The organism is Acidovorax sp. M2(2025) (assembly GCF_049330835.1).
In the GTDB taxonomy this organism is placed as follows: Bacteria; Pseudomonadota; Gammaproteobacteria; order Burkholderiales; family Burkholderiaceae_C; genus Acidovorax.
In genome coordinates, this window is record NZ_CP186262.1 from 4,584,659 (window position 1) to 4,611,603 (window position 26,945).

Genomic DNA, 26,945 nt, shown 5'->3' on the forward strand with positions numbered 1-26,945 from the left:
TGACGTTCTAAGCCGGCGGCAGCAGCCCCAGCCGCCGCGCCGCCAGCACGGCCTGCGCGCGGTTGGCCACCTCCAGGCTGCGGAAGATGGCGCCGGTGTGCGCCTTCACCGTGGCCTCCGTCATGCCCAGCTGGCGCGCGATGAGCTTGTTGGCCTGGCCCTGGGCCAGGCACTGCAGCACCTCGACCTGCCGCGGCGTGAGCACCGCCGCCGGCGCGGCGCGCGGCGTCGACGACAGGAGCATGGGCGGCACGTAGACACCGCCGGCCAGCACCAGGCGCAGCGCGCCCAGCAGGACGTCGGGCCGCTCCCGCTTCGGAACGAACCCCATGGCGCCGGCGTCCAGCACACGGCGCACGGCGTCTCCGTCCTCGCAGGCCGATAGCACCACCACCGGCACCGTCGGCGCCAGGGCCAGCAGCCGTTCGATGCCGCCCTCGCGCTCCCGCCCCGGCATGTCCAGGTCCACCAGCGCGAGCGCGGCGTCCGGGTGCTGCGCGAACAGCGCGGCCGTGCCTGCGTAGTCGCCCGCGCACAGCATCTCGGGCTGCGGCCCCAGCGACTGGAGCAGGAACTGCAGCCCCTCGCGGAACAGCACATGGTCGTCGGCCAGCAGGATCTTCACCGCAGCCTCCGCCCTGTGCGGCCCGCAGCGGCGCCGCTACTGCGCCGGCACTGCATACCGGTACCCCCGAAACGCCCACACCGTACGCCCCGGCTCGATCCGCTCCAGCACCAGCCCGGGCGCCGCGGGGTCGCCCTCGTGCAGCACCTGGCCGTTGACGATGGCCATGCGGTAGGCCGGATTGGTGGAATAGGTGGCGCCGGTGACCTTGAGCGTGGGCAGCTGCGTGCGCAGCGCCTCGGGCAGCTCGCCCTGGGTGAACACCGGGGCGCCCGCAGGCGGCTGCGCTGCGGCCTCCGGGGCGGCCCGGTTCGCAGCAGGGGCTGGCGCGGGCGCCGGTGCTGCGCCACGCGGGCGGGCGGGCTCGGCGGCGGCGCTGCGCGATGGCGCTGGGGCGGGCGCTGCCGCAGGCGGCGTGGCGCGATCGCGCGGCTCGCGCTCGCGCGGCGCCGGCGGACTGTTGCGCGGCTCGGCCACGCGGGCCGCAACGCGGGACTCGGCCGCCCGGGCCGGCGCTGGAGCCGGTACGGGGACCGCTGCGGGAGCCGGCGCGGGCACGGGGGCGACGGCAACCGGTGCCGGCGCGGCAGGCGCGGGCGCAGCCGGGGCGGGTGCGGGGACTGGCACAGGCGCAGCGGGCGCTGCTGGCGCGGCGGCCACCGCGGCCGAGGCCGGGCCCGGGGCGGGCGCTGCGGGCCGCAGGGCCCACCAGGTGCCGCCGGCTGCCACGGCGGCCACCCCCACGGCACCGGCCGCCACCAGCCACATCGGCACGGGGCCGGCCCGGTCGGACGGCGCGGACAGGCCGCCGGTGGGCGTGGCCGGCGTGTGCAAGCCCGGCACGGCGCCCCGGCCACGTTCGGCATCGGCGCGTCGCAGGGCGTCGAGAATGTAGGACATGGGGATCAGCCTCCAGCGCGCAGGCGCGGTTCTTTCACGCCGGTGGCGCGGTTGAGCAGCATCAGGGTCAGCGGGCCCGCCCGGCCGTCGGGCGTCACCCCCTGGGCCAATTGGAAGCGGTGGATGCGGGCTTGCCGCTGCGCAGGCGTGGTGGCCCGGCCGGCCGCGCCGGTGCCCCCGGCAGCCTTGCTGGCCAGGCGCTGGTCCAGCCAGGCCGTGCCTGCCGGCGTGTCGGTGATGTCGCCCCGCTCGGGCATGCCGGCGGGCACGCGCCACAGCGTGGCAATGTCGCCGCGCCAGACCTGGGCCAGTTCGCCCACCGGCACCCGCAGCGAGCGCCCGCCGCCTTCCAGCAGCGCGGTGTCGGTATCCAGCCCCCGCAACAGCACCGGCACCGGTGCCTCGGCGTCTTGCGAGGCATACAGCCCCAGCAGCACCGGCCGGTCGATCTGGCGCACCAGGTTCAGCCCGGCCCGGCGGTTGCGATAGCAGCGCAGGCCTTCGCGCGGCAAGGCAGCGCAGGCGTCGGCCCCGGCCGGCAGCGCCACACCCCACGCGGACGCCAGGGCCTGCCAGGCCGGCGCATCGCCGGTGCCCTGCGCCGCCACGAACTGTTCCAGCGCGGAAGCCCGCGCCACGGGCGCTGCGGCGGCGGCGCTGGCCGGCAACGCGGCGGCGGGGGCCGCAGCGGCCGATGCGGGCGGGACCGCCGCCGAGGCCCGCGACGCCGCTGCAGCCGGAGCAGCCGCGGGGCGGTCGCCCGCGCGCTGCGCGCCGCCGGGCGCCCCCGGCCACAGCCCCAGGGCCCAGCCTGCGGCCGCCACCGCGGCGGCGCCCGCCACCGCGCCCAGGCCGGCCAGCGCCCAGCGCGGCAGCCCTGCAGCCCCCTGGCGCGCCCGGGCCGGGGCGTCGAACACCTCGCGCGCCGCGCGGTTGACGATGGAGCGCGTCACCTGGCGGGCGCCCACGGCATAGGCGCCCAGCAAGGCGCGGTCGCACAGCAGGTTGATCCGCCGGGGCACGCCGTGCGAGAGCGCGTGCACGCGCCGCAGGGCCCGGCGGTCAAAGGGCAGCGGGCCGGTGAGCCCCGCCACGGCCAGGCGGTGCGCGATGTACTGCTGCGTCTCCTGCGGGGTCAGCGCGCCCAGGTGGAAGCGCGCGATCACGCGCTGCGCCAGCTGCTCCATCGACGGCTTGGCCACCATGGCGCGCAGCTCCGGCTGGCCGATGAGGATGATCTGCAGCAGCTTGCGTTCGCTGGTTTCCAGGTTGGTGAGCAGGCGCAGCTGCTCCAGCACGTCGGCCGAGAGGTTCTGCGCCTCGTCGATGATGAGGACGGTGTTGCGCCCCGCGCCGTGCGCGGCCAGCAGCGAGGCGTTCAGCGGGTCGATGTAGTCCTTGACGGTCTCCACGCCGCCGGGCACGGTGGGCTTGTGCGGCACGCCGAACTCGTCGCAGATGGACCGCAGCAGTTCGCGCACGGTGAGCTTGGGGTTGAAGATGTAGGCCACGTTGCAGTGCTGCGGAATCTGCTCCAGAAAGCAGCGGCACACCGTGGTCTTGCCGGCGCCCACCTCGCCGGTGAGCAGCACGAACCCGCCACCCGCGTCCAGCCCGTAGAGCAGGTGGGCCAGCGCCTCGCGGTGCCGTTCGCTCATGAACAGGTAGCGCGGGTCGGGCGCGATGGAAAACGGCGGCTGTTGCAAGCCGAAGAACGGGGCGTACATGCCCTGAGGATACCGCCCTGGCGTGAAGCCCCCTCAAACCACAGACGGCCGCGCCAGCCGGCGCGGCCCGGCCGTCTGGCAGGGTTTTACCCAGTGAGGAGTTTCCCGTAAATTGTCGTCGGCAAGACAAGATGGCGTCAAAGTCATCCCTAGCATTGGACCCAAGGCGCGCCACCACTGCAGCGCTCCCGGCCACCCCCGGGCGGACCCACCCACTTCTTCATTTTGAGGAACCTGCAATGTTGACCACGTTCCCGCAACTGCTGCTCCAGCATGCCGCCCGGCGCCCCGACGCGCCGGCCCTGCGCGAAAAAGAATATGGCATCTGGCAGACCCACAGCTGGTCCGGCCTGGCCCGCATGGTCGAACAGCTGGCCGCAGGCCTGCACCAGGCCGGGCTCCAGCGGCACGAGCACCTGGTGGTCATCGGCGCCAACCGTCCGCGGCTGTATGCCACCATGCTGGCCGCGCAGTCGCTGGGCGCCATTCCCGTGCCGCTGTACCAGGACGCCGTGGCGGCGGAATGCATCTTCCCGCTGAACAACGCCGAGGTGCGCTTTTGCCTGGTCGAAGACCAGGAACAAGTCGACAAGCTGCTGGAGATCCGCGGCCAGTGCCCGCTGATCTCCAACATCTACTACGACGACCCGCGCGGCCTGCGCAACTACCGCGAGCAGGGCCTGGCCTCGGTGGACGCCCTGCTCGAGACCGGCAAGGCCTTTGTGGCCAGCAACCCCGCCTGGTTCCAGGGCGAGGTGGCCCGGGCCCAGCCCAACGACGTGGCGGCCATGTTCTTCACCTCCGGCACCACGGGCAATCCCAAGGGCGTGGTGCACACCCACAGCACGCTGCTGGACCGCGCCACGGCCGGTGCCGAGTTCGACAAGCTCACCAGCAGCGAAGAAGTGCTGGCCTACCTGCCCCCGGCCTGGATCGGGCAGAACATCTTCAGCTACGCGCAGTGGCTGGCCTGCGGCTACGTGGTCAACTGCCCGGAATCGGCCAGCACCGTGTCCATCGACCTCAAGGAGGTCGGCCCTACGTACTACTTTGCGCCGCCGCGCATCTTCGAAGGGCTGCTCACCAGCGTGATGATCCGCATGGAGGACGCTGGCGCACTCAAGCGCAAGATGTTCCAGGCCTGCATGGCCGTGGCCCAGCGCGTGGGTCCCGCCCTGATGGACGGGCAGGACGTGGGCCTGCTCGACCGCATCAAGTACGCCCTGGGCAACCTGCTGGTGTACGGGCCGCTGCGCAACAACCTGGGGTTCAGCCGCGTGCGGGTGGCCTACACGGCCGGCGAGGCCATCGGGCCGGACCTGTTCACCTTCTACCGCTCCATCGGCATCAACCTCAAGCAGCTGTACGGCTCCACCGAGACCGCCGTGTTCGTCTGCCTGCAGCCCGACCATGAGGTGCGCGCCGACACGGTGGGCGTGCCCATCCGCGGCGTGGAGATCAAGGTGGCCGACAACGGCGAGATCCTGGTCAAGTCCGCCGGGCTGCTCAAGGAGTACTACAAGAACCCCACCGCCACCGCGGAAGTGCTCACCGCCGACGGCTGGTACCACACCAGCGACGCCGGCTTCATCGACGCGCACGGCCACCTCAAGATCATCGACCGTGTGAAGGACGTGGGCCGCCTGGCGGGCGGCGCCAACGACGGCGCCATGTTCGCGCCCAAGTACGTGGAGAACAAGCTCAAGTTCTTCCCGCACATCAAGGAAGCCGTGGCGCTGGGCGATCAGCGCGAGCGGGTCTGCGTGATGGTCAACATCGACTTCGACGCCGTGGGCAACTGGGCCGAGCGCCGCAACCTGCCCTATGCCGGCTACACCGACCTGGCGCAAAAGCCCGAGGTGTACGAACTGGTGCGCGAGTGCATTGAAAAGGTCAACGCCGACCTGGCGACCGACGCCATGCTCGCGGGCAGCCAGATCAGCCGCTTCCTGGTGCTGCACAAGGAGCTGGACGCCGACGACGGCGAGCTGACCCGCACCAACAAGGTCCGCCGCGGCTTCATTGCCGAGAAGTACGCCGTGCTGGTGGACGCCCTGTACGCCGGCCGCACCGAGCAGTACATCGAGACGCAGGTGAAGTTCGAGGACGGCCGCACCGGCAAGGTGAGCGCCACGCTCAAGCTCTCGGACGCCAAGATGTTCCCCCCCGTGAAGGCCGCCGCATGAAGCCCGCGCTGCACCCGCCGGAGAAGCAAATCCCCATGACCACCAAGAAGATCGGCGACGTCATCCTGGACGTCAAGAACATCAGCCTGCGGTTTGGCGGGGTGAAGGCGCTGACCGACATCTCCTTCAATGTGAAGGAGCATGAGATCCGCGCCATCATCGGCCCCAACGGCGCGGGCAAGAGCTCCATGCTCAACTGCATCAACGGCGTCTACACCCCTTCGGAGGGCTCCATCACCTTCCGCGGCAGGACGTTCGACCACATGAACAGCCGCCAGGTGGCCGAGATGGGCATCGGCCGCACCTTCCAGAACCTGGCGCTGTTCAAGGGCATGAGCGTGATCGACAACATCATGACCGGCCGCAACCTCAAGATCAAAAGCAATATCTTGATGCAGGCGCTGCGCATCGGCCCGGCCGAGCGCGAGGAGATCCGCCACCGCGAGTACGTGGAGCACATCATCGACTTCCTCGAGATCCAGGCGTTCCGCAAGACGCCCGTGGGCCAGCTGCCCTACGGCCTGCAAAAGCGGGTGGACCTGGGCCGGGCGCTTGCCATGGAGCCGCAGGTGCTGCTGCTCGATGAACCCATGGCCGGCATGAACGTGGAAGAGAAGCAGGACATGTGCCGCTTCATCCTGGACGTGAACGACGAGTTCGGCACCACCATCGTGCTCATCGAGCACGACATGGGCGTGGTGATGGATATCAGCGACCGCGTGGTGGTGCTGGACTACGGCAAGAAGATCGGCGACGGCAGCCCCGACGAGGTGCGCAGCAACGAAGACGTGATCCGCGCCTACCTCGGCACCTCGCACTGATCGGGAGAACAACAACATGGCATTCTTTCTCGAAACCCTCATCGGCGGCCTGATGGCCGGCATGCTGTATTCGCTGGTGGCGCTGGGCTTCGTGCTGATCTACAAGGCCTCGGGCGTGTTCAACTTCGCGCAGGGGGCGATGGTGCTGTTCGCGGCCCTGGCCATGGCCCGCTTCGCCGAGTGGATCCCGAAGTGGACCGGCATCGACAACCCCATCATGGCCAACCTGGCGGCCTTCGTCATCGCCGGCGCCATCATGTTCGTGGTGGCCTGGCTGATTGAAAAGCTGGTGCTGCGCCACCTGGTCAACCAGGAAGGCGCCACGCTGCTCATGGCCACGCTGGGCATCACCTACTTCATGGAAGGCCTGGGCCAGACGCTGTTCGGCAGCGACATCTACAAGATCGACGTGGGCATGCCCAAGGACCCGGTGTTCCTGCTCGAGTCCCTGTTCCAGGGCGGCATCCTGGTGAACAAGGAGGACGTGATTGCCGCAGCCATCGCCGCGGGCCTCGTGGCCCTGCTGTCGGTGTTCTTCCAGAAGACCTCCACCGGACGCGCGCTGCGCGCCGTGGCGGACGACCACCAGGCGGCGCAGTCCATCGGCATCCCGCTCAACCGCATCTGGGTCATCGTGTGGTGCGTGGCCGGTGTCGTGGCCCTGGTGGCCGGGATGATCTGGGGCAGCAAGCTGGGCGTGCAGTTCTCGCTGACCACCGTGGCGCTGCGTGCGCTGCCGGTGGTGATCCTGGGCGGCCTCACGTCCGTGCCCGGCGCCATCATCGGCGGCCTGATCATCGGCGTGGGCGAGAAGCTCTCGGAGGTGTACCTGGGCCCGTTCGTGGGCGGCGGCATCGAGATCTGGTTTGCGTATGTGCTGGCGCTGGTGTTCCTTCTCTTCAGGCCTCAGGGCTTGTTTGGGGAGAAGATCATTGACCGCGTCTGAACGGCTCTGACAACAACGACAAGCACAGGAGACAACCATGCTCTACCGCGAAAACGGCCAGTTCAAGACGAGCTACCGCGCCGACCAGCAGATCTTCCCCATTGCGCAGGACCGCCTTGCCATCGGCATCATCCTGGCCATCGCCTTCATCGCCGTGCCCATGCTGGCCAGCGACTACATCTTCCGCGCCATCCTGATCCCGTTCGTCATCATGGCGCTGGCGGCCCTGGGGGTGAACATCCTGGTGGGCTACTGCGGGCAGATCTCGCTGGGCTCGGGCGCCTTCATGGCCGTGGGGGCCTACGGGGCTTACAACTTCTTCGTGCGCTTTCCGGGCATGCCGCTCATTCCGGCACTGATCCTGGGCGGGCTGTGCGCCACGTTCTTCGGCATCCTGTTCGGGTTGCCCAGCCTGCGCGTGAAGGGCCTGTACCTGGCCGTGGCCACGCTGGCAGCGCAGTTCTTCAGCGACTGGATGTTCCTGCGCATCAAGTGGTTCACCAACAACTCCGACTCCGGCTCGGTCTCCGTCACCAACCTGCAGGTGCTGGGCCTGCCCATCGAGAGCGCCACCAGCAAGTACCTGTTCTGCCTGGCCATCCTGGTGGTGGTGGCCCTGCTGGCCAAGAACCTGGTGCGCGGCGCCATCGGGCGCGAATGGATGGCCATCCGCGACATGGACGTGGCGGCCGCCGTGATCGGCATCCGTCCCATGTACGCCAAGCTCAGCGCGTTTGCCGTCAGCTCCTTCATCGTGGGCATGGCCGGCGCGCTGTGGGCCTTCGTGCACCTGGGCGCGTGGGAGCCGGCAGCGTTCTCGGTGGAGGTGTCGTTCCGCCTGCTGTTCATGGTGATCATCGGCGGCCTGGGGTCGATCATGGGCGGCTTCTTTGGCGCCGCGTTCATCGTGGTGCTGCCCATCGTGCTCAACCAGTTCCTGCCCGCCTTGATGGGCCTGTTCGGCGTGGAGATTTCCACCGCCGGCGTGTCGCACGCCGAGCTGATGATCTTCGGCGCGCTGATCGTGTGGTTCCTCATCGTCGAGCCCCACGGCCTGGCCAAGCTGTGGTCCACAGGCAAGCAGAAACTGCGTCTGTGGCCCTTCCCGCACTGATTTCTTCCCCGCGCTTCACTAGTACTTATTCATCCAAAGGAGACATCCATGAAGCTTTCGAAAATCGTGATCGCCGCTGCGGTGGTTGCAGCCGGCGCCTCGTCCGTGGCGACGAGCGCCTTCGCGCAAGCCAAGGAACAGTTCTTCCCGCTGCTGTCGTACCGCACGGGGCCGTATGCGCCCAACGGCGTGCCCTGGGCCAACGGCAAGCAGGACTACATCAAGATGATCAACGCCCGCGACGGCGGCATCAACGGTGTGAAGCTCACCTTTGAAGAGTGCGAAACGGGCTACGCCACCGACCGGGGCGTGGAGTGCTACGAACGCCTCAAGAGCCGCCCCGGCGTGTCGCTGTTCGACCCCCAGGCCACCGGCATCACCTTCGCGCTGACCGAGAAGGCGCCCGTGGACAAGATCCCGCTGATGACGCTGGGCTATGGCCTGTCGGTGGCGCAGGACGGCATGGCCTTCAAGTGGAACTTCCCGTTCATGGGCAGCTACTGGACGGGCGCGGACATCCTGATCCAGCACCTGGGCAAGGCCAACGGCGGGCTGGACAAGCTCAAGGGCAAGAAGATCGCCCTGGTCTACCACGACAGCCCGTTCGGCAAAGAGCCCATCCCGCTGCTGCAGGAGCGCGCCAAGATGCACGGCTTTGAATTGCAGATGCTGCCCGTGACGGCCCCCGGCGTGGAGCAGAAGGCCACCTGGCTGCAGGTGCGCCAGAGCCGCCCCGACTACGTGCTGCTGTGGGGCTGGGGCGTGATGAACTCCACCGCCCTGAAGGAAGCCCAGGCCACCGGCTACCCGCGCGACAAGATGTATGGCGTGTGGTGGGCCGGTGCCGAGCCCGATGTGCGCGACGTGGGCGAAGGCGCGAAGGGCTACCACGCGCTGGCGCTCAACACCTCGGGCCAGCAGCCCAAGGTGATCCAGGACATCCTGAAGCACGTGCATGAAAAAGGCCAGGGCACGGGTCCCAAGGACGAAGTGGGATCGGTGCTGTACACGCGCGGCGTGATCATCCAGATGCTGGCGGTCGAATCGGTGCGCCGCGCGCAGGAGCGCTTTGGCAAGGGCAAGGTCATGACCGGCGAACAAGTGCGCTGGGGCATGGAAAACCTGGCCCTGGACCAGAAGAAGCTGGACGCGCTGGGCTTTGGCGGCGTGATGCGCCCCCTGTCCACCAGCTGCGCCGACCACATGGGTTCCACCTGGGCCCGCGTGCACACCTGGGACGGCAGCAAGTGGAACTTTTCGTCCGACTGGTACCAGGCCGATGAGCAGATCCTCAAGCCCATGATCAAGGCGGGGGCCGACAAGTACCTGGCGGACAAGAAGATGGCCCGTCGCGAGGCGGCCGATTGCCAGAGCTAAGTACATCCCCCTGAGCGGCGCCGCTCGGTGCAGCCGCCGGAGGCGGCAGCTCTTCGGGGCCGTCCAAGCCTGCGCAGGCAGGCTTGGAGCCGCGGCCCTCAGCCCCTTCTCTTTTCGCGCTGCGCGATTCGGGAAGGGGGACGACACCAGTGGCCTGGCAAAGCCAGTTCCACGGTGTCACTGGCGATAGCGCAGCGACCGTTTCAGGGGCCCGTGACGGGGCGGCTGCCTGCCTTCAGGCAACCGCCAATCCAAAGAGTTGCGACCTGCGGCAGCTCTTTGGATTGGCACAGCGAAGGAACACCATGGACTCTTCCAACAGCAACATCGTTCTCAACGTCAACGGCATCGAGGTCATCTACAACCATGTGATCCTGGTGCTCAAGGGCGTCTCGCTGCAGGTGCGCGAGGGGTCCATCGTGGCCATCCTGGGCGGCAACGGGGCGGGCAAGACGACGACCTTGCGCGCCATCTCCAACCTGCTCAAGGGCGAGCGCGGCGAGGTGACCAAGGGCAGCATTGAGCTGCGGGGCGAGCGCATCGAAAACCTCTCGCCGGCCGACCTGGTCCAGCGCGGCGTGGTGCAGGTGATGGAGGGGCGGCACTGCTTTGCCCACCTGACCATTGAAGAGAACCTGATGACGGGCAGCTACACCCGCAGCAGCAAGGCCGAGATCGCGGCGAACCTGGAGAAGGTCTACAACTACTTTCCGCGGCTAAAGACGCGGCGCACCTCGCAGGCAGCCTACACCTCGGGCGGCGAGCAGCAGATGTGCGCCATCGGCCGCGCGCTCATGGCCAACCCGAGCATGGTGCTGCTGGACGAGCCCTCCATGGGCCTGGCGCCGCAGATCGTGGAAGAGGTGTTCAACATCGTGAAGGACCTGAACTCCAAGGAGAAGGTCACCTTCCTGCTGGCCGAGCAGAACACCAACATGGCCCTGAAGTACGCCGACTACGGCTACATCATGGAAAGCGGCCGCGTGGTGATGGACGGCGCCGCCAGCGACCTGGCCAGCAACGAGGACGTCAAGGAGTTCTACCTGGGCATGGGCGGCGGCGAGCGCAAGAGTTTCAAGGATGTCAAAAGCTACAAGCGGCGCAAGCGCTGGCTGGCCTGAGAAGCCCCCTGTGTCGCCGTCGGCGCCTTCCCCCCCCAGGGGGACGCCACCAGCGCGGCGGGGCGGCCCTTGCGCGGTGGCGCTGGCCTTCGGCAGCGCGGGCGACCAGGGCGGTCATCCTTTGCAGACGCCAGACGAATTTACTCTTAATTTGATAGCTGCTTGCGCTTTATGGATAAGCGCCAGAGGCCGATTTGATTCAAAACCACCACCTCACAAGGAACCCCAGGCATGAGCACGTTCTATGACGCCCTGGAAACCCGCAGCCCCGCCGAGCGCGAAGCGGCCTTGATAGCGGCGCTGCCGCAGCAGATCGGCCATGCCCAGACGGCGTCGCCGGCGTTTGCCAGCATCCTGGCGGGCGTGGATGCGGCGGCCATCACCAGCCGCGCGGCCCTGGCGCAGCTGCCCGTGACGCGCAAGTACGAGTTGCTGGAGCGACAGCAGGCGGGCCGGGCCGCCAACGTGTTCGGCGGCTTCAGCGCGCTGGGCTTCGGGCCGGGCATGACGCGCGTGTTTGCCAGCCCCGGCACCATCTACGAACCCGAAGGCACGCGGCCGGACTACTGGCGCATGGCCCGGGCCATTTACGCGGCAGGGTTTCGGCGCGGGGAGCTGATTCACAACAGCTTCAGCTACCACTTCGTGCCGGCGGGCTCGATGATGGAAACCGGCGCGCACGCGCTGGGCTGCACCGTGTTTCCCGGCGGCACGGGCCAGACCGAGCAGCAGGTGCAGGCCATGGCCGAGCTGAAGCCGGCCGGCTACATCGGCACGCCCAGCTTCCTCAAGATCATTGTCGAGAAGGCCGCCGAACTGGGCGTGGCCCTGCCCACGGTGACCAAGGCGCTCGTCTCGGGCGAGGCGTTCCCGCCCAGCCTGCGCGACTGGTTCGCCGAGCGCGGCATCGCGGGCTACCAGTGCTACGCCACGGCCGACCTGGGGCTGATTGCCTATGAGACCAGCGCCCGTGAGGGCCTGGTGCTGGACGAGGGCGTGATCGTCGAAATCGTGCGCCCCGGCACCGGCGACCCGTTGCCCGAGGGCGAGGTGGGCGAGCTGGTGGTCACCACCCTCAACCCCGACTACCCGCTCATCCGCTTTGGCACCGGCGACCTGTCCGCCGTGCTGCCCGGCGCCTGCCCCACCGGCCGCACCAACACCCGCATCAAGGGCTGGATGGGCCGGGCCGACCAGACCACCAAGGTGCGCGGCATGTTCGTGCACCCGGGCCAGGTGGCCGCCGTTGCCAAGCGCTTTCCCCAGGTGCTGCGCGCACGCCTGGTGGTCAGCGGCGAGATGGCCAACGACCAGATGGTGCTGCAGGTGGAAACCGCCGAAACGGCCGAAGGCCTGGCACGGCAGCTCAGCGACGCCATCCGCGAGGTGACCAAGCTGCGCGGCGAGGTGCAGATGGTGCCGCCCGGCACCCTACCCAACGACGGCAAGGTGATCGAGGACGCGCGCAGCTACCGGTAGGAGCCGGGGGCCGCGCAGCTGCGGCCCCGCGCACGCTGACGGCAGGCTTTCACCCGCGGCCCGCACTTGCGCCAGCGCAAGAGATGCCCACGTGGCGGCGAGGGCGATCGCAGTGTTTACCCTAGGCCAATGCTTCTGAATTCATAGCATTCACCGCTTTATTGATGGGTGCTGGAGGGCTTTTCACCTTGAAGAACATGGTGGCATCCAGCTACGTAATATCCGCAATACCTGGGCTCTCCCCCGTGGCTATCATGGCGCCGTCATTCACAGGAGACACCATGAAAAAAGTGCTGAAATTCGCGCTCGTCGCCACCGCCGCAGCCGCGGCAGCCATGGGCGCCAGCGCGCAGGATTTTCCGGCCAAGGACAAGACGATCACGATCGTGGTGCCCTACGCAGCGGGCGGCCCCACCGACCGCGTGGCCCGCGACCTGGCCGAGGCCATGCGCAAGCCCCTGGGCGGCGTGAGCGTGGTCATCGACAACTCGGCCGGTGCCGGCAGCACCATCGGCACCGCCAAGGTGGCCCGCGCCAACCCCGACGGCTACACCCTGCTGCTGAACCACGTGAGCATGGCCACCATGCCCACCATGTACCGCAAGCTGGCCTTCAACGTGGCCAACGACTTCGAGTACCTGGGCATCGTCAATGACGTGCCCATGACGCTGATCGCGCGCCCCAGCATGCCCGCGAACAACTACAAGGAACTGTCCGCCTGGCTGCAGCAGAACAAGGGCAAGATCAACCTGGGCAACGCCGGCCAGGGCTCGGCGTCGCACCTGTGCGGCCTGATGTACCAGAGCGCGCTGCAGATCGACATGACCCCGGTGCCGTACAAGGGCACGGCACCCGCCATCACCGACCTGATCGGCGGCCAGATCGACCTGCTGTGCGACCAGACCACCAACACCACCTCGCAAATCGAGGGCAAGAAGGTCAAGGCCTATGCCGTGACCACCAGCAAGCGTCTGACCACCCCGGCCCTGAAGGACCTGCCCACGCTCGCGGAATCGGGCGTGAAGGACTTCAGCGTGACCATCTGGCACGGCCTGTACGCGCCCAAGGGCACGCCCGCACCGGTGGTGGCCAAGCTCAACGACGCCTTGAAGGCGGCCTTGAAGGACCCCGAATTCATCAAGAAGCAGGAAGGCCTGGGCGCCGTGGTGGCCACCGACAAGCGCATCGAGTCCGCCGAACACAAGAAGTTCGTGGCGTCCGAGACCGAGAAGTTTGGCGCCGTGATCAAGGCCGCCGGCTCTTACGCGGACTAAGCTTCGCCGCTGCGCACGCGCCACGTCTGCGGGCCCGCGCTGCGGGACTCCAGCACATGCCGCAGGGCTCAGGCCCTGCGGCCTTTTTTTTGGGTGCCCTACGGCGAAGGGAGCGCTGCAGCCTTGGGGTAATCCACCTGCACGGAACACGGCCGGCCGCGTAAAAAGCTTTGCATGCATACGAAGCCTCCCCGAAAGGAAAACCGCCCTATGACGTCCCCTATCGCCAGCCGCCGCGCGGCAGCCCTGCTGCTGTGCACCGCACTGGGTTGCGCCACGCTGCTGTCCTCAGCCCACGCGCAGGCCCCCTGGCCCACCAAGCCCGTGCGCATCGTCGTGCCCTTTGCGCCGGGCGGCACCACCGACATCCTCGCGCGCGCCATGGCGCCGGAGCTCTCGCGGGCGTTTGGCCAGCAGTTCATCGTGGACAACCGCGCCGGCGCGGGCGGCAACGTGGGGGCGGAGGTGGTGGCCAAGTCCGCACCCGACGGCTACACCCTGCTCATGGGCACCGTGGGCACGCACGGCATCAACCGCGCGCTGTATGCCAAGCTGCCCTACGACCCCATCAAGGACTTTGTCCCGATCACCCTGGTGGCCGCCGTGCCCAACGTGATGGTGATGAACGCGGACAAGGCCAAGAGCATGGGCGTGCACAACGTGCAGGACTTCATCCGCGTGGCCAAGGCCAACCCCGGCAAGCTCAACATGGCCTCCAGCGGCAACGGCACGTCCATCCACCTGGCGGGCGAGCTGTTCAAGAGCATGACGGGCACCTACATGCTGCACCTGCCCTACCGCGGCTCGGGCCCGGCCCTGATGGACATGGTGGGCGGCAATGCGGACGTGATGTTCGACAACCTGCCGTCGGCGCTGTCGCAGATCAAGGGCGGCAAGCTCACCGCGCTGGCCGTGACCAGTTCCACGCGCTCCAGCGCGCTGCCCGATGTGCCCACGGTGGAGGAAGCCGGCGGCCCTGCGCTCAAGGGCTATGAGGCCAGCTCCTGGTTTGGCCTGCTGGCACCCGCCGGCACGCCGCAGGACATCGTGAACCGCATCCAGCAGGAAGTGGCCAAGTCGCTCGCCACGCCGGCCATGAAGGAGCGGCTGGTGGCCCAGGGCGCCATCCCGGGGGGCAATACGCCGGCCGAGTTCGCCAAGCACATCGACAGCGAGCACAAGAAGTGGGCGCAGGTGGTGAAGACCTCGGGCGCCAAGGTGGACTGAAAGGTGGGGGGCGGCAGCCCAGCTGCGCCCCCCCTGCGCGAGGGGCTGAGAACGCCTTCTTACACGCCCCAGACGACGTCGACCCCGGCCGCCGCGCTGCGCTGGAGCATGTCGATCAACGGCACCACCCGCTGGCGCAGGCGCACGGCGTCCTTGCCGGCATCGGCCGCGTCTTCGTCGCCGCCGTCCTCCGCCGCCTGGGCCTGCAGGCGAGCCTCCTCTTCGGCCACGGCGGCGTCCAGCGCGGCAATGGCGGCCGGGATCTGCGCCACGGTCACGATGCCGCTGGCGCCGGGGGTCTTGCCCATGAGGGTGACGACTTGCCGGCCCTGGGGTTCCAGCATGATCAGGTCGGCGGCGGCGCGGGATTTGAATTTGTAGAGCATGCGGTTGCGGCGTTAAGGTCGGGTCGGGAAGGCGCGCCATACATGTAGTCGCGCGTGAACGGATAGTCCGATTGTGCCCCGGCCACCGGGCCTGCGGCCGTGTCGCCGTGGGGCTTGGCGGCCAGCATCTGGTGCAGGGCCATCCAGCCGCGCTCAAAGCCCAGGGCGCTGCCCGCGAGGTACAGGCGGTAGGCGCGCAGGATCTTCTCGGCGTCGCTGTCGCCGGCAGATGCCGCCAGCACGGCGCGCGCCGCGGGCAGCTGGGCCTCCAGCCCGTCCGACCAGGCCCACAGGGTGCGTGCATAGTGGGGGCGCAGGTTCTCGGTGTCCACCATCTCCAGGCCGGCGCGGGCCATGTCGTGCAGCACCGTGCTCACGTGCAGCAGCTCGCCGCCGGGGAAGATGTACTGCTCCACGAATTCGCCCATGCCCGCGCCCAGCTGGGCGTTGTCCACGCCGCCCGCGGTGATGCCGTGGTTGAGCACCAGGCCGCCGGGGCGCAGCAGGCGCGCCACGGTGGCAAAGTAGCGCTCCATCTGCGCGCGGCCCACGTGCTCGAACATGCCGACCGAGGCGATCTTGTCAAAGGGCTCAACCACCTGCAGCTCGCGGTAGTCGCACAGCTGCACGCGCACCCGGCCTTGCAGGCCGCGCGCCTCGATCAGCTGCTGCACATGCTGATGCTGGTTGCGCGACAGCGTGATGCCCGTGGCGTCCACGCCGTAGTGCTCCGCCGCCCAGAGCAGCAGAGCGCCCCAGCCTGCGCCAATGTCCAGGAAGCGCTCGCCAGGCGCCAGGCGCAGCTTGCGGCAGATGTGGTCCAGCTTGGCCTCTTGCGCCTGGGCGAGCGAGAGATCCGGGCTGCGAAAGTAGGCGCAGGAGTACACCCGGCGCGGGTCCAGCCACAGGGCGTAGAACGCATCGGACAGGTCGTAGTGGAACTGCACATGCCGCGCGTCGTGCGCGAGCGTGTGCGCCGCCATGGAGCGCGCCCGCGCCAGCACGCGGTGCCACCAGCCGTGGTGCTCGTCGCGGGCGGGGTCGCGCGTGAGCAGTCCCGCCGCGCCGGCCATCAGGTCGCGCATGCCGCCTTCCAGCGCCACGCGGCCTTCGACGATGGCGGCGCCCACGCGGCCGATCTCGCCCGTCGCCAGCGCCACCAGCGCCAGCCGGTCGCGAAAGCGCAGCGTCACCGCGGGGTTGGGCGCGCCCAGTTGCCGCCCTGCCGGCAGCTCCACCGCCAGCGGCACCGGCAAGGCTGCCAGCCGCCCCTCCAGGGAGTGGAGCAGGTGCTTCATGCCCGCATTTTTGGAGGGCAGCCGGGCCGCGTCAACCACCGCGCCAGCGGAGGCGGCGGTGTCCTACAAGCAAGGGCCCGCCACGGCACCGGGGCGGCCCCATTGACACCACTTTGTTTAGGTCTAAACTATTTTGACATGAACATCCTTTGCATCGGCGGCGGCCCCGCAGGCCTCTACTTCGCCCTGCTGATGAAGCAGCAGAACCCGGCGCACCGCATCACGGTGGTGGAGCGCAACCGGCCGTTCGACACCTTCGGCTGGGGTGTGGTGCTGTCGGACCAGACACTGGCCAACCTGCGCGCAGCCGACGCGCCCACGGCGGCGCTGATCGGCGACGCGTTCAACCATTGGGACGATATCGAGGTGTTCTTCAAGGGCCGCAGCGTGCGCTCCACCGGCCACGGCTTTTGCGGCATCGGCCGCAAGCGGCTGCTCAACATCCTGCAGGACCGCTGCCTGGCGCTGAGCGTGGAGCTGGTGTTCGAGACCGACGTGGCCGACGACCAGGCGCTCGCCGCGCAGTACGGCGCGGACCTGGTGATTGCGAGCGACGGCCTGAACAGCCGCATCCGCACGCGCTACGCCAGCACCTACCAGCCCGACATCGACCTGCGCCAATGCCGATTCGTGTGGCTGGGCACCAAGAAAAAGTTCGACGCATTCACCTTTGCCTTCGAACAGACGGAGCACGGCTGGTTCCAGGCGCATGCCTACCAGTTCGACGCCGACACCTCCACCTTCATCGTCGAAACGCCCGAGGCCGTGTGGAAGGCCCACGGCCTGGACCAGATGGAGCAGCCCGAGGCGATTGCGTTCTGCGAAACGCTGTTTGCGAAATACCTGGACGGCAACGCCCTCATCAGCAACGCCACGCACCTGCGCGGCTCGGCCAACTGGATCCGCTTTCCGCGCGTGATCTGCAACACCTGGGTGCACCGCGAAGCGATTGGCGGCAAGCAGGTGCCCATCGTGCTGATGGGTGACGCGGCGCACACCGCGCATTTCTCGATTGGCAGCGGCACCAAGCTGGCGCTGGAAGACGCCATCGACCTCGCCAACGAGTTTGCGACCGGCTTGCCCATCGACGAGGTGCTCACGCACTACGAGGCGCGCCGCAGCGTGGAGGTGCTCAAGATCCAGAACGCCGCGCGCAACAGCACCGAATGGTTTGAAAACGTGGCGCGCTACGCCGGCATGCCCATCGAGCAGTTCACGTATTCGCTGCTCACGCGCAGCCAGCGCATCAGCCACGAGAACCTGCGGCTGCGCGATGCGGCGTGGCTGGAGGGTTACGAGGCATGGCTCGCAGGTGGCAAGGCGGCGATTCCGCCCATGCTCACGCCTTTCACACTGAAAGGCCTCACGCTGAAGAACCGCATCGTCGTCTCGCCCATGGCCACCTACAGCGCGGTCGATGGCGTGCCGCAGGAATTCCACCTGGTGCACCTGGGCGCGCGCGCCCTGGGCGGAGCCGCGCTGGTGATGGTGGAGATGACCAGCCCCACGCCCGAGGGCCGCATCACCCCCGCTTGCACGGGGCTGTGGAACGATGCGCAGCAAGCCGCCTTTGCACGCATTGTGAACTTTGTCCACGGCAGCAGCACCGCCAAGATCGGCCTCCAGCTGGGGCACAGCGGCCCCAAGGGTTCCACGCGCGTGGGCTGGGAAGGCACGGACGAGCCGCTGGAGACGGGCAACTGGCCCCTGCTGGCCGCCAGCCCCATCGCCTACGGCGCGCAGAACCAGACGCCTGCCGCCATGACCCGCGCCGACATGGACCGCCTGACCGCCGCCTTTGTGGACAGCGCCCGCCGCGCCGTGGCCTGCGGCTTTGACTGGCTGGAGTTGCACTGCGCGCACGGCTACCTGCTGGCCAGCTTTTTGAGCCCCGCCACCAACCAGCGCACGGACGACTACGGCGGCAGCCTGGACAACCGCTGCCGCTACCCGCTGGAAGTGTTCACCGCGCTGCGCGCCGTGTGGCCGGCCGACAAGCCGATGAGCGTGCGCATCTCGGCCCACGACTGGCTGCCCGATGGCAACACCGCCGACGACGCCATCGCCATCGCGCGGCGTTTCAAGGCGGCGGGGGCCGACCTGATCGACGTGTCCTCCGGCCAGACCACGCGCGACTCGCGCCCGGTCTATGGCCGCATGTACCAGACGCCGTTTGCCGACCGCATCCGCAACGAGGTGGGCATTGCCACCATGGCCGTGGGCGCCATCACCGAGGCGGACCACGCCAACAGCATCATCGCCGCCGGCCGGGCCGACCTGTGCGCCATCGCCCGTCCCCACCTGGCCGACCCGGCCTGGACGCTGCACGCCGCCGCGCAGCTCAGCCCCGTGGCCGCAGCGCAGACCGACTGGCCCGTGCAGTACTGGAGCGGCCGCGACCAGATGCTGCGCGAGATATCCAAACAAAAACAGGCTGCAGCGCTTTCCAGTACGGCGCAAGTAGCTACAAAAATTGAAGCAATCGAGTAAACCCCACCTATGGATCTTGAAGCCCGCCTGCATGGCGCCGCCCCCAGCGAACATCCCGAGGCCCTGCGCCTGTGGCTGCGCCTGCTCACCTGCACGCAGCTCATCGAAAAGCAGGTGCGCAGCCACCTGCGCGCGCAGTTCGACACCACTTTGCCGCGCTTCGACCTGATGGCGCAGCTGGAGCGCGCGCCGGACGGCATGAAGATGAAGGAACTCTCGCGCCGCATGATGGTGACCAGCGGCAACATCACCGGCATCACCGACCAGCTCGTGGCCGAAGGGCTGGTCGAGCGCACGGACGTGGAGGGCGACCGCCGCGCCTACCGCGTGCGCCTCACGCCCCAGGGCCGTGCGCAATTCAACGAGATGGCGCACCAGCACGAGCAATGGATCGTCGAAGCCTTTGCCACGCTGGGCGAGCGCGACATTGCCACGCTGTACCGGCTGCTCGGCAAGGTGAAGGAACACACCCAACATAACTCTCTGGAGACAGCCGAATGAAGCACTACATCGGGGCGAGCAACCCCATGCGCGAGCAGTTCAACCCGCAGGCCAGCTACGTGGCGGAGCATTTCAGCTGGAGCTTTGCGGGCGGCGTGGGCACCGTCACGCTCAACCGGCCCGACCGCAAGAACCCGCTCACCTTCCAGAGCTATGCCGAGCTGCGTGACTTCTTCTACGCGCTGCGGTTTGCCACCGATGTGAAGGCCATCGTGGTCACCGGCGCGGGCGGCAACTTCTGCTCGGGCGGCGATGTGCACGAGATCATTGGCCCGCTCACCACCATGACCATGCCCGAGCTGCTGGAGTTCACGCGCATGACGGGCGACTTGGTCAAGGCCATGCGCGTCTGCCCGCAGCCCGTGCTGGGCGCCATCGACGGCATCTGCGCCGGGGCCGGCGCGATGATGGCGCTGGCCTGCGACATGCGCTACGGCACCGAGTCCACCAAGACCGCCTTCCTGTTCACCCGCGTGGGCCTGGCCGGCGCCGACATGGGCGCCTGCGCGCTGCTGCCGCGCATGATCGGCCAGGGCCGCGCCAGCGAGCTGCTGTTCACCGGCCGCGCGATGACGGCGCACGAAGGCCTGGCCTGGGGCTTCTTCAACGACCTGTATGAAAGCGCCGACCTGCTGGCCAACGTGCAGGCCACGGCGCGCGCGCTGGCCGACGGCCCGACGTTTGCCCACGGCATGACCAAGACCATGCTGGGGCAGGAATGGAGCATGACGATCGAACAGGCCATCGAGGCCGAGGCGCAGGCGCAGGCGATCTGCATGCAGACGGAAGATTTCCGGCGTGCGTACGAGGCGTTTGCCGCCAAGCAGAAGCCGGTGTTCCAGGGAGATTAGGAATGAAGAGGGTGCAAAAGCCCATGAAGCTCGTTACCACCGCCTACGGATCTGGAATGCACCTACCGAACCGTTCACGCTGAGCCTGTCGAAGCGCTGCGCAAGGTTTCGACAGACTCAGCCCGAACGGGTGTGAAACTCAAACAGGCCCACTCACCCACCATGCACGTTGCGACCCCCCCCGCCCCTTGCCCGCCTTCGACGGCACACCTGGCCCTGCCATTTTTTGACGATGCCCACCGCGCACTCGCCAAGGGTCTGGTGCCTTGGGCGGCCGCGCAAGAGGTGGATGAAACCGACGACCGCGCCGCCTGCCGCGACTGGGTACAGCGCCTGGGCGCGGGCGGCTGGCTGCGCTACTGCGTGCCGGCCGCGCACGGCGGCGCGCTGCCGGCGCTGGATTCGCGCGCGCTGGTGCTGCTGCGCGAGACGCTGGCCTACCACTCGCCGCTGGCGGACTTTGCGTTCGCGATGCAGGGGCTGGGCAGCGGTGCGATCACGCTGGCGGGCAGCCCCGCGCAGCAGGCGCACTACCTGCAGGGCGTGGCGCACGGGGAGCTGATTGCGGCGTTCGCGCTGTCCGAGCCCGAGGCAGGGTCCGACGTGGGCGCTATGCAAACCATAGCTTCCAGCGTAGACCCAGCAAGCGCTGCAGGCACTTTTTGCTTGAACGGCACCAAGACGTGGATCAGCAACGGCGGCATCGCCGACTTCTATTGCGTTTTCGCCAAGACCGATCCGGCCGGCGGCACCCGCGGCATCAGCGCCTTCATCGTCGATGCGAACACGCCGGGGCTGGACGCCTCGCGCCACATCCACGTGATGGCGCCGCACCCGCTGGCCACGCTGCAGTTCACCGATTGCACCGTGCCCGCGAGCGCGCTGCTGGGCGAGCTGCACGGTGGCTTCAAGCTGGCCATGCGCACGCTGGACATCTTTCGCGCCTCCGTGGCCGCCGCGGCCCTGGGCATGGCGCGCCGTGCGCTGGCCGAGGCCGTGCACCACGCACGCCAGCGCCGCATGTTCGGCCAGACGCTCGCGGACTTTCAGCTCACCCAGGCCAAGATCGGCGAAATGGCGGCGCTGGTGGACAGCGCCGCGCTGCTCACCTACCGCGCGGCCTGGCTGCGCGACACCGGCCAGGCGCGCGTCACCGCAGAAGCAGCCATGGCCAAGATGACCGCCACCGAAAACGCCCAGCGCGTCATCGACATGGCGCTGCAGCTGCACGGCGGGCGCGGCGTGGAGGTGGGCAGCAAGGTCGAGTCGCTGTACCGCGACATCCGCTCGCTGCGCATCTACGAAGGCGCCACCGAGGTGCAGCAGCTCATCATCGGCAAAAGCCTCTTGCAGGAGTGATTTCATGAAGTCCGCCCAGCCCGACCACTTTGTGCACGACCGCCTGCCGCCGCCCGAGGCCTGGCCCACCCTGCAGTACGAACTGCCCGAGCTGCAAATCCCCGACCAGGCCAACCTGGTCCAGGCGCTGTTCGACCAGGCCGAGCGCGCCGGCAACATCGACCGCCCCCTGCTGCGCGGCCCGCACCGCACCTACACCTACCGCGAGGCCCGCGCAGAAGCCGCGCGCATTGCCGAGGTGCTGACGCAAGACCACGGCCTGGTGCCCGGCAACCGCGTGCTGCTGCGCGGCGGCAACACGGTGGAGATGGCGCTGGCCTGGCTGGGCGTGGTCTACGCCGGGCTGGTGGCGGTGGCCACCATGCCGCTGCTGCGCGCGGGCGAGCTGGCCGGCATCATCGAGCGCGCCCAGCCCACGCTGGCGCTGTGCGACGGCCGCCTGCTGGCCGAGCTGCAGGCCGCGCAAACGCAGCAGCCGGTGCTGGCCACCCTCGTGCCCTTCCACACCGCGCCCGATGCGGCCGACCTGCTCCAGCGCGCCGGGGACAAGCCCGGCACCACGCCGCCCTGCCCCACGGCGGCGGATGACATTGCGCTGATGGCGTTTACCTCCGGCACCACGGGCGCGCCCAAGGCCGCCGTGCACACGCACCGCGATGTGCTGGCAGGCTGCGAGGCCTGGCCGCGCCATGTGCTCAAGGCCACGCCGGACGACGTCGTGGCGGGCTCGCCGCCGCTGGCGTTCACCTTCGGGCTGGGCGGCCTGCTGGTGTTTCCGATGTGGGCCGGGGCCAGCGTGTACTTTCCGGACCAGCCCTACACGCCCGAGACCATGGTGGTGCTGATGCGCGACGCGGGCGTCACCATCAGCTACACCGCGCCCACCTTCTACCGGCAGATGGCGCCGTTCGCCAAGAAGATCGGCCTGCCGCAGCTGCGCATCAGCGTGAGCGCGGGCGAAGGCCTGCCGGACGCCACGCGCCAGCTGTGGAAAGACGCCACGGGCATCGAGATGACCGACGGCATCGGCGCCACGGAGATGTTCCACATCTTCATCTCGTCGGCCGGCGATGCAGTGCGCCGCGGCGCCATCGGCAAGGTGGTGCCCGGCTACACCGCCAAGGTGGTGGACGACGCGGGCAACGAAGTGCCGCGCGGCACCGTTGGCAAGCTCGCGGTGATCGGCCCCACGGGCTGCAAGTACCTCGACGACCCGCGCCAGGCCAAGTATGTGAAGGACGGCTGGAACTACCCGGGCGACGCCTTCGTGCAGGACGCCGACGGCTATTTCTTCTACCAGGCGCGCGACGACGACATGATCATCACCGCCGGCTACAACGTGGGCGGCCCCGAAGTGGAAGACGCCCTGCTGCGCCACCCGGCCGTGGCCGAGTGCGGCGTGATCGGCGTGCCGGACGAAGAGCGCGGCATGGTAGTGAAGGCCGTGTGCGTGCTCAAGCCCGGCCACACCGGCGACGCCGCCCTGGTGCGCGCGCTGCAAGACCATGTGAAAGCCACCATCGCCCCTTACAAATACCCGCGCATCGTGGAGTTCGCCACCGCGCTGCCCCGCACCGAGACCGGCAAGCTGCAGCGCTTCAAGCTGCGCCAGGGCGCGGCGGTGGCTCCCGCCACTCCGACTTCAAAAGCCACCCCATGACGATCCAGCACACCCTTTTGCAGCCCGAAGGCTGGGTGCCCCCCAAGGGCTACGCCAACGGCGTGGCCGCGCGCGGCACGATGGTCTTTACCGGCGGCCAGATCGGCTGGAATGCGCAGCAGCAGTTCGAGAGCGACGATTTCATCGACCAGACCCGGCAGACCTTGCTGAACGTGCGGGCCGTGCTGGAAGCGGGCGGCGCGGGCCCCGAGCACCTGGTGCGGCTGACGTGGTACGTGCTGGACCGCAAGGAATACAACGCGCGGCTGAAGGAACTGGGGGGGGTGTACCGCGAGGTGCTGGGAAAGAACTTTCCGGCAATGGCGTGCGTGCAGGTGGCGGGGTTGATGGAGGAGCGGGCGAAGGTGGAGATTGAGGCGACGGCGGTGGTGCCGGATGGTGGGTGAATGCGCTGCACCGGTCGGGCTGAGTCTGGCGAAGCTCGGGCGTGCTGGTTCGAAAAGCATGCTGGAGTTGAGGTCGGAGGCCGGGTCTCGGCCCGGCCTCCGCACATAAACCAAGCATGCGCCCCCAACCTGCGGACGAGCGCACCAAGACTCCGACAAGCTCAGCCGGAACAGTTCACGTCAATGCCCCGCGTTGGCCCACTCAGGCCTCGAACCCCTCAACCCACCGGCCGTGCCACCACCCCCCTGCGCCCCACCCACCACGCCTGCAGCACCCGCCCATACAAGATGAACCCCAGCGCCGCCCCAATCAACGGCAACGCCGCAAACACCCACCCCGTCAACACCTCGCCCCCCAGCGCCACCCCTACCACCAAGGCCACCGCCGGGTTCACGAACGAATAGCTCCCCGCCAATGCAGGCGACGTGTTCTGCAGCAGCCACAGATAGGCATTGAGCGTGAGCAGCGTGCCAAACACCAGCAGATAGCTCCAGGCCGCCCAGGACTTGGCGCTCACTTGGGCCAGGGACGAGACCGGCTCGAACCACGGCGCCACCAGCAGGCCCAGGGCGCCACCCACCAGCCACTGCGCGGCCGAGGCCATGGCGGGCGCGGGCAGCGAGAGCTTGCGCGAGGCGTACGAGCCCACGCTCCAGGCCAGGGGCGCGCCAAAGGCCAGCAGCGCGCCCAGCCAGGTGGCCGAGAAATCGCCCTCCAGCGCCAGCAGCAGAGCCCCCACCACGCCCAGCGCCAGGCCGATCCAGCTGGTGGCGGGCACGCGCTCGCCGCCCAGGCGCGACCACAGCGCAAGCCACATGGGCATGGTGGTCACCACCGTGGCCATCAGGCCCGAGCCAATGCCCAGCTTCTGCGCGAAGCCCGTCAGGTTCATGGCCAGGAACACCATGCACCCGCCCACCAGGGCCGCGTTGCGCCATTGCCGGGCGGTGGGCAGCGCCTGCCCCTGCCACAGGGCGATGAGCAGCATCACGCCACCCGCGCACAGGAACCGCAGCGCATTCATCAACAGCGGCGGCATGCTGGTGAGCGCGATGCCGATGGCGAAATACGTGGTGCCCCACACCACGTAGACCAACGCCAAGGCAGCTGCCAGGGCCCACGGCGCGGGCGTGCGCGCTTGCGCATGGAAAATTGTCGGCATATTCTTCACTTCACCGAAAAATTGATGGAGACCGCGAGGTTTTCGGAATTCTTACCAAAGTCAGGCGACTATGCAAGCAAATATTCAGACAGATGACATGGACGCCAGAATTATTTCGGCACTGGGGGCCGACGGGCGGCGTTCGTACGCCGACGTGGGGGCCGAGGTCGGGCTGTCCACCGCGGCCGTGCACGAACGGGTGAAGAAGCTGCTGGACAAGGGCGTGATCCGCCGCTTTTCCATCAGCGTGGACCCGGAGCGCGTGGGCCTGAACTTCACGGCGTTCGTGGCCATCCGCAACGATGGCGGCGTGCACTGCCGCGACGTGGCGCCGCGACTGCGGGCCATGCCCCAGGTGGAAGAGCTGCACAGCGTGGCGGGCGAGTACGACTTCCTGGCCAAGATCCGCACCACCCACGCGCGCGGGCTGGAAGACGTGCTCTACCAGATCAAGGCGATCGCCGGCGTGGCCCGCACCACCAGCACGGTGGTGCTGAACACCGAGTTCGAGGACCGGCCGTTGGACCTGGGCTGGATGAACGCCGCCAAGAACGATTGAACGCAGCGGCGGCGCGGCCTGCCGCGCCCGCAATGCGCGTTACGCCGCGGGCGCGGCGCAAGCCGCGCATTCATCCACTGGAGACGGCAGCGTCTGGCCCGCCAGGGCGCGCACGGTGCCCAGGTAGTGCGCCAGCGGGGGCGTGGCCAGGCCCGGCACCTTGGCATGGTCATCGTAGCGGCGCAACCGGATGGCCTCCTGCGCAAAGGGCTGGCTGGCAAAGCGCTCCGCCTGCAGGCCGGAAAGCACCCCGCCTTGCAGCACCAGGCTGTGCTGCGAAGCGGGCGACAAGGACTCCCAATAGCCAGGCTCCGTCGCGCACAGATACCGCTTGGCATCCACGTGCAGGCGAATGGGCTCCAGCACCTCATCCGGCAAGAGGCCGCGCAAGAACGGCAGCGCCACGTACTGGTGCAGGTCGTCCCGCCCAGCCTGCGCATCCGCTTCGCCCCCCGGCGCCAGCAGGTGGCCCAGGTCGTGCAGCAGGCATGCGGCCACGGTGGCGGGGGCCTCGCCCGCCTGCTCCGCCAGCTGCGCGCACTGCAGGGCGTGCTCCAGCTGGCTCACGGCCTCGCGGCCGTATTGGTGGGGGCCTTGGGCAACCAGCACGTGCTCGATCTCTTCCAGGGTCAGCGCCATGGCGGTCCTCCGGTCAGATCAGGACTTTGCGGATGCGGGCCGACACCAGGTCGATCGCGCTCACGGTGACGACGATGATGAGCATCACCGCACAGGTCTCGGCGTACTGGAAGCCGCGGATGATCTCCCACAGCACCACGCCAATGCCGCCGGCCCCCACCATGCCCACCACCGAGGCCGAGCGCACGTTGGCCTCGAAGCGGTACAGCGTGTACGAGATCCACAGCGGCATCACCTGCGGGATCACGCCGTAGATGATCTCGTGCAGCGCGCTGGCGCCGGTGGAGCGGATGTCCTCCACGGGCTGCGGGTCGATGGCCTCCACGGCCTCGGAGAACAGCTTGGCCAGCGTGCCCGAGGTGTGGATCCACAGCGCCAGCACACCGGCAAAGGGCCCCAGGCCCACGGCCACCACGAACAGCATGGCGAACACCATCTCGTTGATGGCGCGGCAGGCGTCCAGCACGCGGCGCACCGGCTGGTACACCCACCAGGGCACGATGTTGGACGACGCGAGCAGGGCCAGTGGCACCGCTGTGATGACGGCCAGGGCCGTGCCCCACAGCGCGATCTGTAGCGTGACCAGCATCTCCTGCACATAGATCTGCCACTGCGAAAAATTGGGCGGAAAGAACTCCGCCGCATACCGCACCATGTTGCCCGAGTCGTTCCACAGGTCGAGCGGGCGCATGTCGGCGCCCTTCCACGACGCCGCGAGCAGCACCAGCAAGGTGCCCCACGACAGGTACCAGGCCAGGCTGCGCTTGGGCGCGGTGGTACTGGCCAGCGTGGCCAGCGAAGGATTCAAAGCAGAGGACATGGGGACACCCGGGCC

Annotated in this window: 24 protein-coding genes; 16 read left to right on the forward strand and 8 right to left on the reverse strand. The window is 68.5% G+C overall.

All coding sequences use genetic code 11. The features are described 5' to 3' along the window. Window positions 1-7: 7 nt before the first annotated feature. The 3 genes from ACOYR3_RS21035 to ACOYR3_RS21045 are packed head-to-tail and all read right to left on the reverse strand — an operon-like array spanning window position 8 to window position 3,252. Window positions 8-625 carry a LuxR C-terminal-related transcriptional regulator gene (locus tag ACOYR3_RS21035; protein WP_422844246.1) on the reverse strand — a complete coding sequence of 206 codons (618 nt, stop codon included), beginning with the start codon at window positions 623-625 and terminating at the stop codon, window positions 8-10. Window positions 626-661: 36 nt separating this feature from the next. After that, window positions 662-1,525, reverse strand: coding sequence for a general secretion pathway protein GspB (locus tag ACOYR3_RS21040; RefSeq protein WP_422844247.1), 864 nt, complete (start codon window positions 1,523-1,525; stop codon window positions 662-664). Between the two features lie 5 nt (window positions 1,526-1,530). Then, window positions 1,531-3,252 (reverse strand): AAA family ATPase, encoded by a 1,722-nt coding sequence (locus ACOYR3_RS21045; RefSeq protein ID WP_422844248.1) that lies wholly within the window; start codon window positions 3,250-3,252, stop codon window positions 1,531-1,533. 239 nt (window positions 3,253-3,491) lie between these two features. On the opposite strand from ACOYR3_RS21045, the gene ACOYR3_RS21050 reads away from it, so the two are divergent. From ACOYR3_RS21050 to ACOYR3_RS21090, 9 genes are all read left to right on the forward strand, one after another. Further along, window positions 3,492-5,438 carry an AMP-dependent synthetase/ligase gene (locus ACOYR3_RS21050; protein ID WP_422844249.1) on the forward strand — a complete coding sequence of 649 codons (1,947 nt, stop codon included), beginning with the start codon at window positions 3,492-3,494 and terminating at the stop codon, window positions 5,436-5,438. Window positions 5,439-5,473: 35 nt separating this feature from the next. After that, the gene (locus ACOYR3_RS21055) at window positions 5,474-6,259 is read left to right on the forward strand and encodes an ABC transporter ATP-binding protein (RefSeq protein WP_422844250.1); all 786 of its coding nucleotides are present in this window, start codon (window positions 5,474-5,476) and stop codon (window positions 6,257-6,259) included. Between the two features lie 16 nt (window positions 6,260-6,275). Next, window positions 6,276-7,205, forward strand: a complete 930-nt coding sequence (locus ACOYR3_RS21060; protein WP_422844251.1) for a branched-chain amino acid ABC transporter permease — start codon at window positions 6,276-6,278, stop codon at window positions 7,203-7,205. A gap of 37 nt (window positions 7,206-7,242) precedes the next feature. Next, a complete protein-coding gene (locus ACOYR3_RS21065) occupies window positions 7,243-8,319 on the forward strand; it encodes a branched-chain amino acid ABC transporter permease (RefSeq protein ID WP_291490052.1) in 1,077 nt (358 codons plus the stop codon). A 48-nt stretch (window positions 8,320-8,367) separates the two neighbouring features. Continuing rightward, on the forward strand, window positions 8,368-9,696 hold the full coding sequence (locus ACOYR3_RS21070) for an ABC transporter substrate-binding protein (protein WP_422844252.1): 1,329 nt from the start codon (window positions 8,368-8,370) through the stop codon (window positions 9,694-9,696). A 305-nt stretch (window positions 9,697-10,001) separates the two neighbouring features. Beyond that, a complete protein-coding gene (locus ACOYR3_RS21075; RefSeq protein ID WP_422844253.1) occupies window positions 10,002-10,817 on the forward strand; it encodes an ABC transporter ATP-binding protein in 816 nt (271 codons plus the stop codon). 231 nt (window positions 10,818-11,048) lie between these two features. Continuing rightward, window positions 11,049-12,296: a phenylacetate--CoA ligase family protein gene (locus ACOYR3_RS21080; protein WP_422844254.1), complete on the forward strand. Its 1,248-nt coding sequence runs from the start codon at window positions 11,049-11,051 to the stop codon at window positions 12,294-12,296. 281 nt (window positions 12,297-12,577) lie between these two features. Beyond that, window positions 12,578-13,570, forward strand: coding sequence for a tripartite tricarboxylate transporter substrate-binding protein (locus tag ACOYR3_RS21085; RefSeq protein ID WP_422844255.1), 993 nt, complete (start codon window positions 12,578-12,580; stop codon window positions 13,568-13,570). 210 nt (window positions 13,571-13,780) lie between these two features. Further along, on the forward strand, window positions 13,781-14,797 hold the full coding sequence (locus ACOYR3_RS21090) for a Bug family tripartite tricarboxylate transporter substrate binding protein (RefSeq protein ID WP_422844256.1): 1,017 nt from the start codon (window positions 13,781-13,783) through the stop codon (window positions 14,795-14,797). Between the two features lie 59 nt (window positions 14,798-14,856). Here ACOYR3_RS21090 and ACOYR3_RS21095 read toward each other — a convergent pair whose 3' ends face one another. Then, window positions 14,857-15,183 carry a DUF1840 domain-containing protein gene (locus tag ACOYR3_RS21095; RefSeq protein WP_422844257.1) on the reverse strand — a complete coding sequence of 109 codons (327 nt, stop codon included), beginning with the start codon at window positions 15,181-15,183 and terminating at the stop codon, window positions 14,857-14,859. Next, window positions 15,144-16,481, reverse strand: coding sequence for a class I SAM-dependent methyltransferase (locus tag ACOYR3_RS21100; protein WP_422844258.1), 1,338 nt, complete (start codon window positions 16,479-16,481; stop codon window positions 15,144-15,146). Before ACOYR3_RS21100 ends, ACOYR3_RS21095 begins: the two co-directional genes overlap by 40 nt. 138 nt (window positions 16,482-16,619) lie before the next feature. Here ACOYR3_RS21100 and ACOYR3_RS21105 point away from each other — a divergent pair, with 138 nt between their 5' ends. The 6 genes from ACOYR3_RS21105 to ACOYR3_RS21130 all read left to right on the forward strand — a co-directional run bounded on the left by ACOYR3_RS21105 (window position 16,620) and on the right by ACOYR3_RS21130 (window position 23,749). Further along, window positions 16,620-18,971: a bifunctional salicylyl-CoA 5-hydroxylase/oxidoreductase gene (locus ACOYR3_RS21105; RefSeq protein WP_422844259.1), complete on the forward strand. Its 2,352-nt coding sequence runs from the start codon at window positions 16,620-16,622 to the stop codon at window positions 18,969-18,971. Window positions 18,972-18,980: 9 nt separating this feature from the next. Further along, entirely contained in the window at window positions 18,981-19,472 is a 492-nt protein-coding gene (locus ACOYR3_RS21110; protein ID WP_422844260.1) for a MarR family winged helix-turn-helix transcriptional regulator, read from the forward strand. Next, window positions 19,469-20,323: an enoyl-CoA hydratase family protein gene (locus ACOYR3_RS21115; protein ID WP_422844261.1), complete on the forward strand. Its 855-nt coding sequence runs from the start codon at window positions 19,469-19,471 to the stop codon at window positions 20,321-20,323. Before ACOYR3_RS21110 ends, ACOYR3_RS21115 begins: the two co-directional genes overlap by 4 nt. Before the next feature lie 162 nt (window positions 20,324-20,485). Next, a complete protein-coding gene (locus ACOYR3_RS21120) occupies window positions 20,486-21,682 on the forward strand; it encodes an acyl-CoA dehydrogenase family protein (protein WP_422844262.1) in 1,197 nt (398 codons plus the stop codon). 4 nt (window positions 21,683-21,686) lie between these two features. Then, window positions 21,687-23,342 (forward strand): AMP-binding protein, encoded by a 1,656-nt coding sequence (locus tag ACOYR3_RS21125; RefSeq protein WP_422844263.1) that lies wholly within the window; start codon window positions 21,687-21,689, stop codon window positions 23,340-23,342. Then, window positions 23,339-23,749: a RidA family protein gene (locus ACOYR3_RS21130; RefSeq protein ID WP_422844264.1), complete on the forward strand. Its 411-nt coding sequence runs from the start codon at window positions 23,339-23,341 to the stop codon at window positions 23,747-23,749. The genes ACOYR3_RS21125 and ACOYR3_RS21130 overlap by 4 nt, the downstream gene beginning before the upstream one ends. Before the next feature lie 218 nt (window positions 23,750-23,967). Here ACOYR3_RS21130 and ACOYR3_RS21135 read toward each other — a convergent pair whose 3' ends face one another. Beyond that, the gene (locus ACOYR3_RS21135) at window positions 23,968-24,912 is read right to left on the reverse strand and encodes an EamA family transporter (RefSeq protein WP_422844265.1); all 945 of its coding nucleotides are present in this window, start codon (window positions 24,910-24,912) and stop codon (window positions 23,968-23,970) included. A 97-nt stretch (window positions 24,913-25,009) separates the two neighbouring features. Between ACOYR3_RS21135 and ACOYR3_RS21140 the strand changes: the two genes are divergently transcribed. Further along, complete coding sequence (locus tag ACOYR3_RS21140; protein ID WP_422844266.1) at window positions 25,010-25,471, forward strand: Lrp/AsnC family transcriptional regulator; 462 nt, start codon at window positions 25,010-25,012, stop codon at window positions 25,469-25,471. A 39-nt stretch (window positions 25,472-25,510) separates the two neighbouring features. On the opposite strand, the gene ACOYR3_RS21145 is transcribed toward ACOYR3_RS21140, so the two are convergent. Both ACOYR3_RS21145 and phnE read right to left on the reverse strand, forming a co-directional pair. Further along, window positions 25,511-26,110 (reverse strand): phosphonate degradation HD-domain oxygenase, encoded by a 600-nt coding sequence (locus tag ACOYR3_RS21145; protein WP_422844267.1) that lies wholly within the window; start codon window positions 26,108-26,110, stop codon window positions 25,511-25,513. A 13-nt stretch (window positions 26,111-26,123) separates the two neighbouring features. Continuing rightward, window positions 26,124-26,930 carry a phosphonate ABC transporter, permease protein PhnE gene (phnE, locus tag ACOYR3_RS21150; protein WP_422844268.1) on the reverse strand — a complete coding sequence of 269 codons (807 nt, stop codon included), beginning with the start codon at window positions 26,928-26,930 and terminating at the stop codon, window positions 26,124-26,126. Window positions 26,931-26,945 lie beyond the last annotated feature (15 nt).

Coding starts and splice junctions, on each gene's coding strand:
- ACOYR3_RS21070 (WP_422844252.1), top strand. CDS start 8,368: ATGAAGCTTTCGAAAATCGTGATCGCCGCTGCGGTGGTTGCAGCCGGC.
- ACOYR3_RS21100 (WP_422844258.1), bottom strand. CDS start 16,481: ATGAAGCACCTGCTCCACTCCCTGGAGGGGCGGCTGGCAGCCTTGCCG.
- ACOYR3_RS21130 (WP_422844264.1), top strand. CDS start 23,339: ATGACGATCCAGCACACCCTTTTGCAGCCCGAAGGCTGGGTGCCCCCC.
- ACOYR3_RS21120 (WP_422844262.1), top strand. CDS start 20,486: ATGCACGTTGCGACCCCCCCCGCCCCTTGCCCGCCTTCGACGGCACAC.
- ACOYR3_RS21085 (WP_422844255.1), top strand. CDS start 12,578: ATGAAAAAAGTGCTGAAATTCGCGCTCGTCGCCACCGCCGCAGCCGCG.
- ACOYR3_RS21050 (WP_422844249.1), top strand. CDS start 3,492: ATGTTGACCACGTTCCCGCAACTGCTGCTCCAGCATGCCGCCCGGCGC.
- ACOYR3_RS21145 (WP_422844267.1), bottom strand. CDS start 26,110: ATGGCGCTGACCCTGGAAGAGATCGAGCACGTGCTGGTTGCCCAAGGC.
- ACOYR3_RS21135 (WP_422844265.1), bottom strand. CDS start 24,912: ATGCCGACAATTTTCCATGCGCAAGCGCGCACGCCCGCGCCGTGGGCC.
- ACOYR3_RS21095 (WP_422844257.1), bottom strand. CDS start 15,183: ATGCTCTACAAATTCAAATCCCGCGCCGCCGCCGACCTGATCATGCTG.
- ACOYR3_RS21075 (WP_422844253.1), top strand. CDS start 10,002: ATGGACTCTTCCAACAGCAACATCGTTCTCAACGTCAACGGCATCGAG.
- ACOYR3_RS21065 (WP_291490052.1), top strand. CDS start 7,243: ATGCTCTACCGCGAAAACGGCCAGTTCAAGACGAGCTACCGCGCCGAC.
- ACOYR3_RS21045 (WP_422844248.1), bottom strand. CDS start 3,252: ATGTACGCCCCGTTCTTCGGCTTGCAACAGCCGCCGTTTTCCATCGCG.
- ACOYR3_RS21090 (WP_422844256.1), top strand. CDS start 13,781: ATGACGTCCCCTATCGCCAGCCGCCGCGCGGCAGCCCTGCTGCTGTGC.
- ACOYR3_RS21055 (WP_422844250.1), top strand. CDS start 5,474: ATGACCACCAAGAAGATCGGCGACGTCATCCTGGACGTCAAGAACATC.
- ACOYR3_RS21040 (WP_422844247.1), bottom strand. CDS start 1,525: ATGTCCTACATTCTCGACGCCCTGCGACGCGCCGATGCCGAACGTGGC.
- ACOYR3_RS21060 (WP_422844251.1), top strand. CDS start 6,276: ATGGCATTCTTTCTCGAAACCCTCATCGGCGGCCTGATGGCCGGCATG.
- phnE (WP_422844268.1), bottom strand. CDS start 26,930: ATGTCCTCTGCTTTGAATCCTTCGCTGGCCACGCTGGCCAGTACCACC.
- ACOYR3_RS21115 (WP_422844261.1), top strand. CDS start 19,469: ATGAAGCACTACATCGGGGCGAGCAACCCCATGCGCGAGCAGTTCAAC.
- ACOYR3_RS21110 (WP_422844260.1), top strand. CDS start 18,981: ATGGATCTTGAAGCCCGCCTGCATGGCGCCGCCCCCAGCGAACATCCC.
- ACOYR3_RS21080 (WP_422844254.1), top strand. CDS start 11,049: ATGAGCACGTTCTATGACGCCCTGGAAACCCGCAGCCCCGCCGAGCGC.
- ACOYR3_RS21125 (WP_422844263.1), top strand. CDS start 21,687: ATGAAGTCCGCCCAGCCCGACCACTTTGTGCACGACCGCCTGCCGCCG.
- ACOYR3_RS21140 (WP_422844266.1), top strand. CDS start 25,010: ATGGACGCCAGAATTATTTCGGCACTGGGGGCCGACGGGCGGCGTTCG.
- ACOYR3_RS21105 (WP_422844259.1), top strand. CDS start 16,620: ATGAACATCCTTTGCATCGGCGGCGGCCCCGCAGGCCTCTACTTCGCC.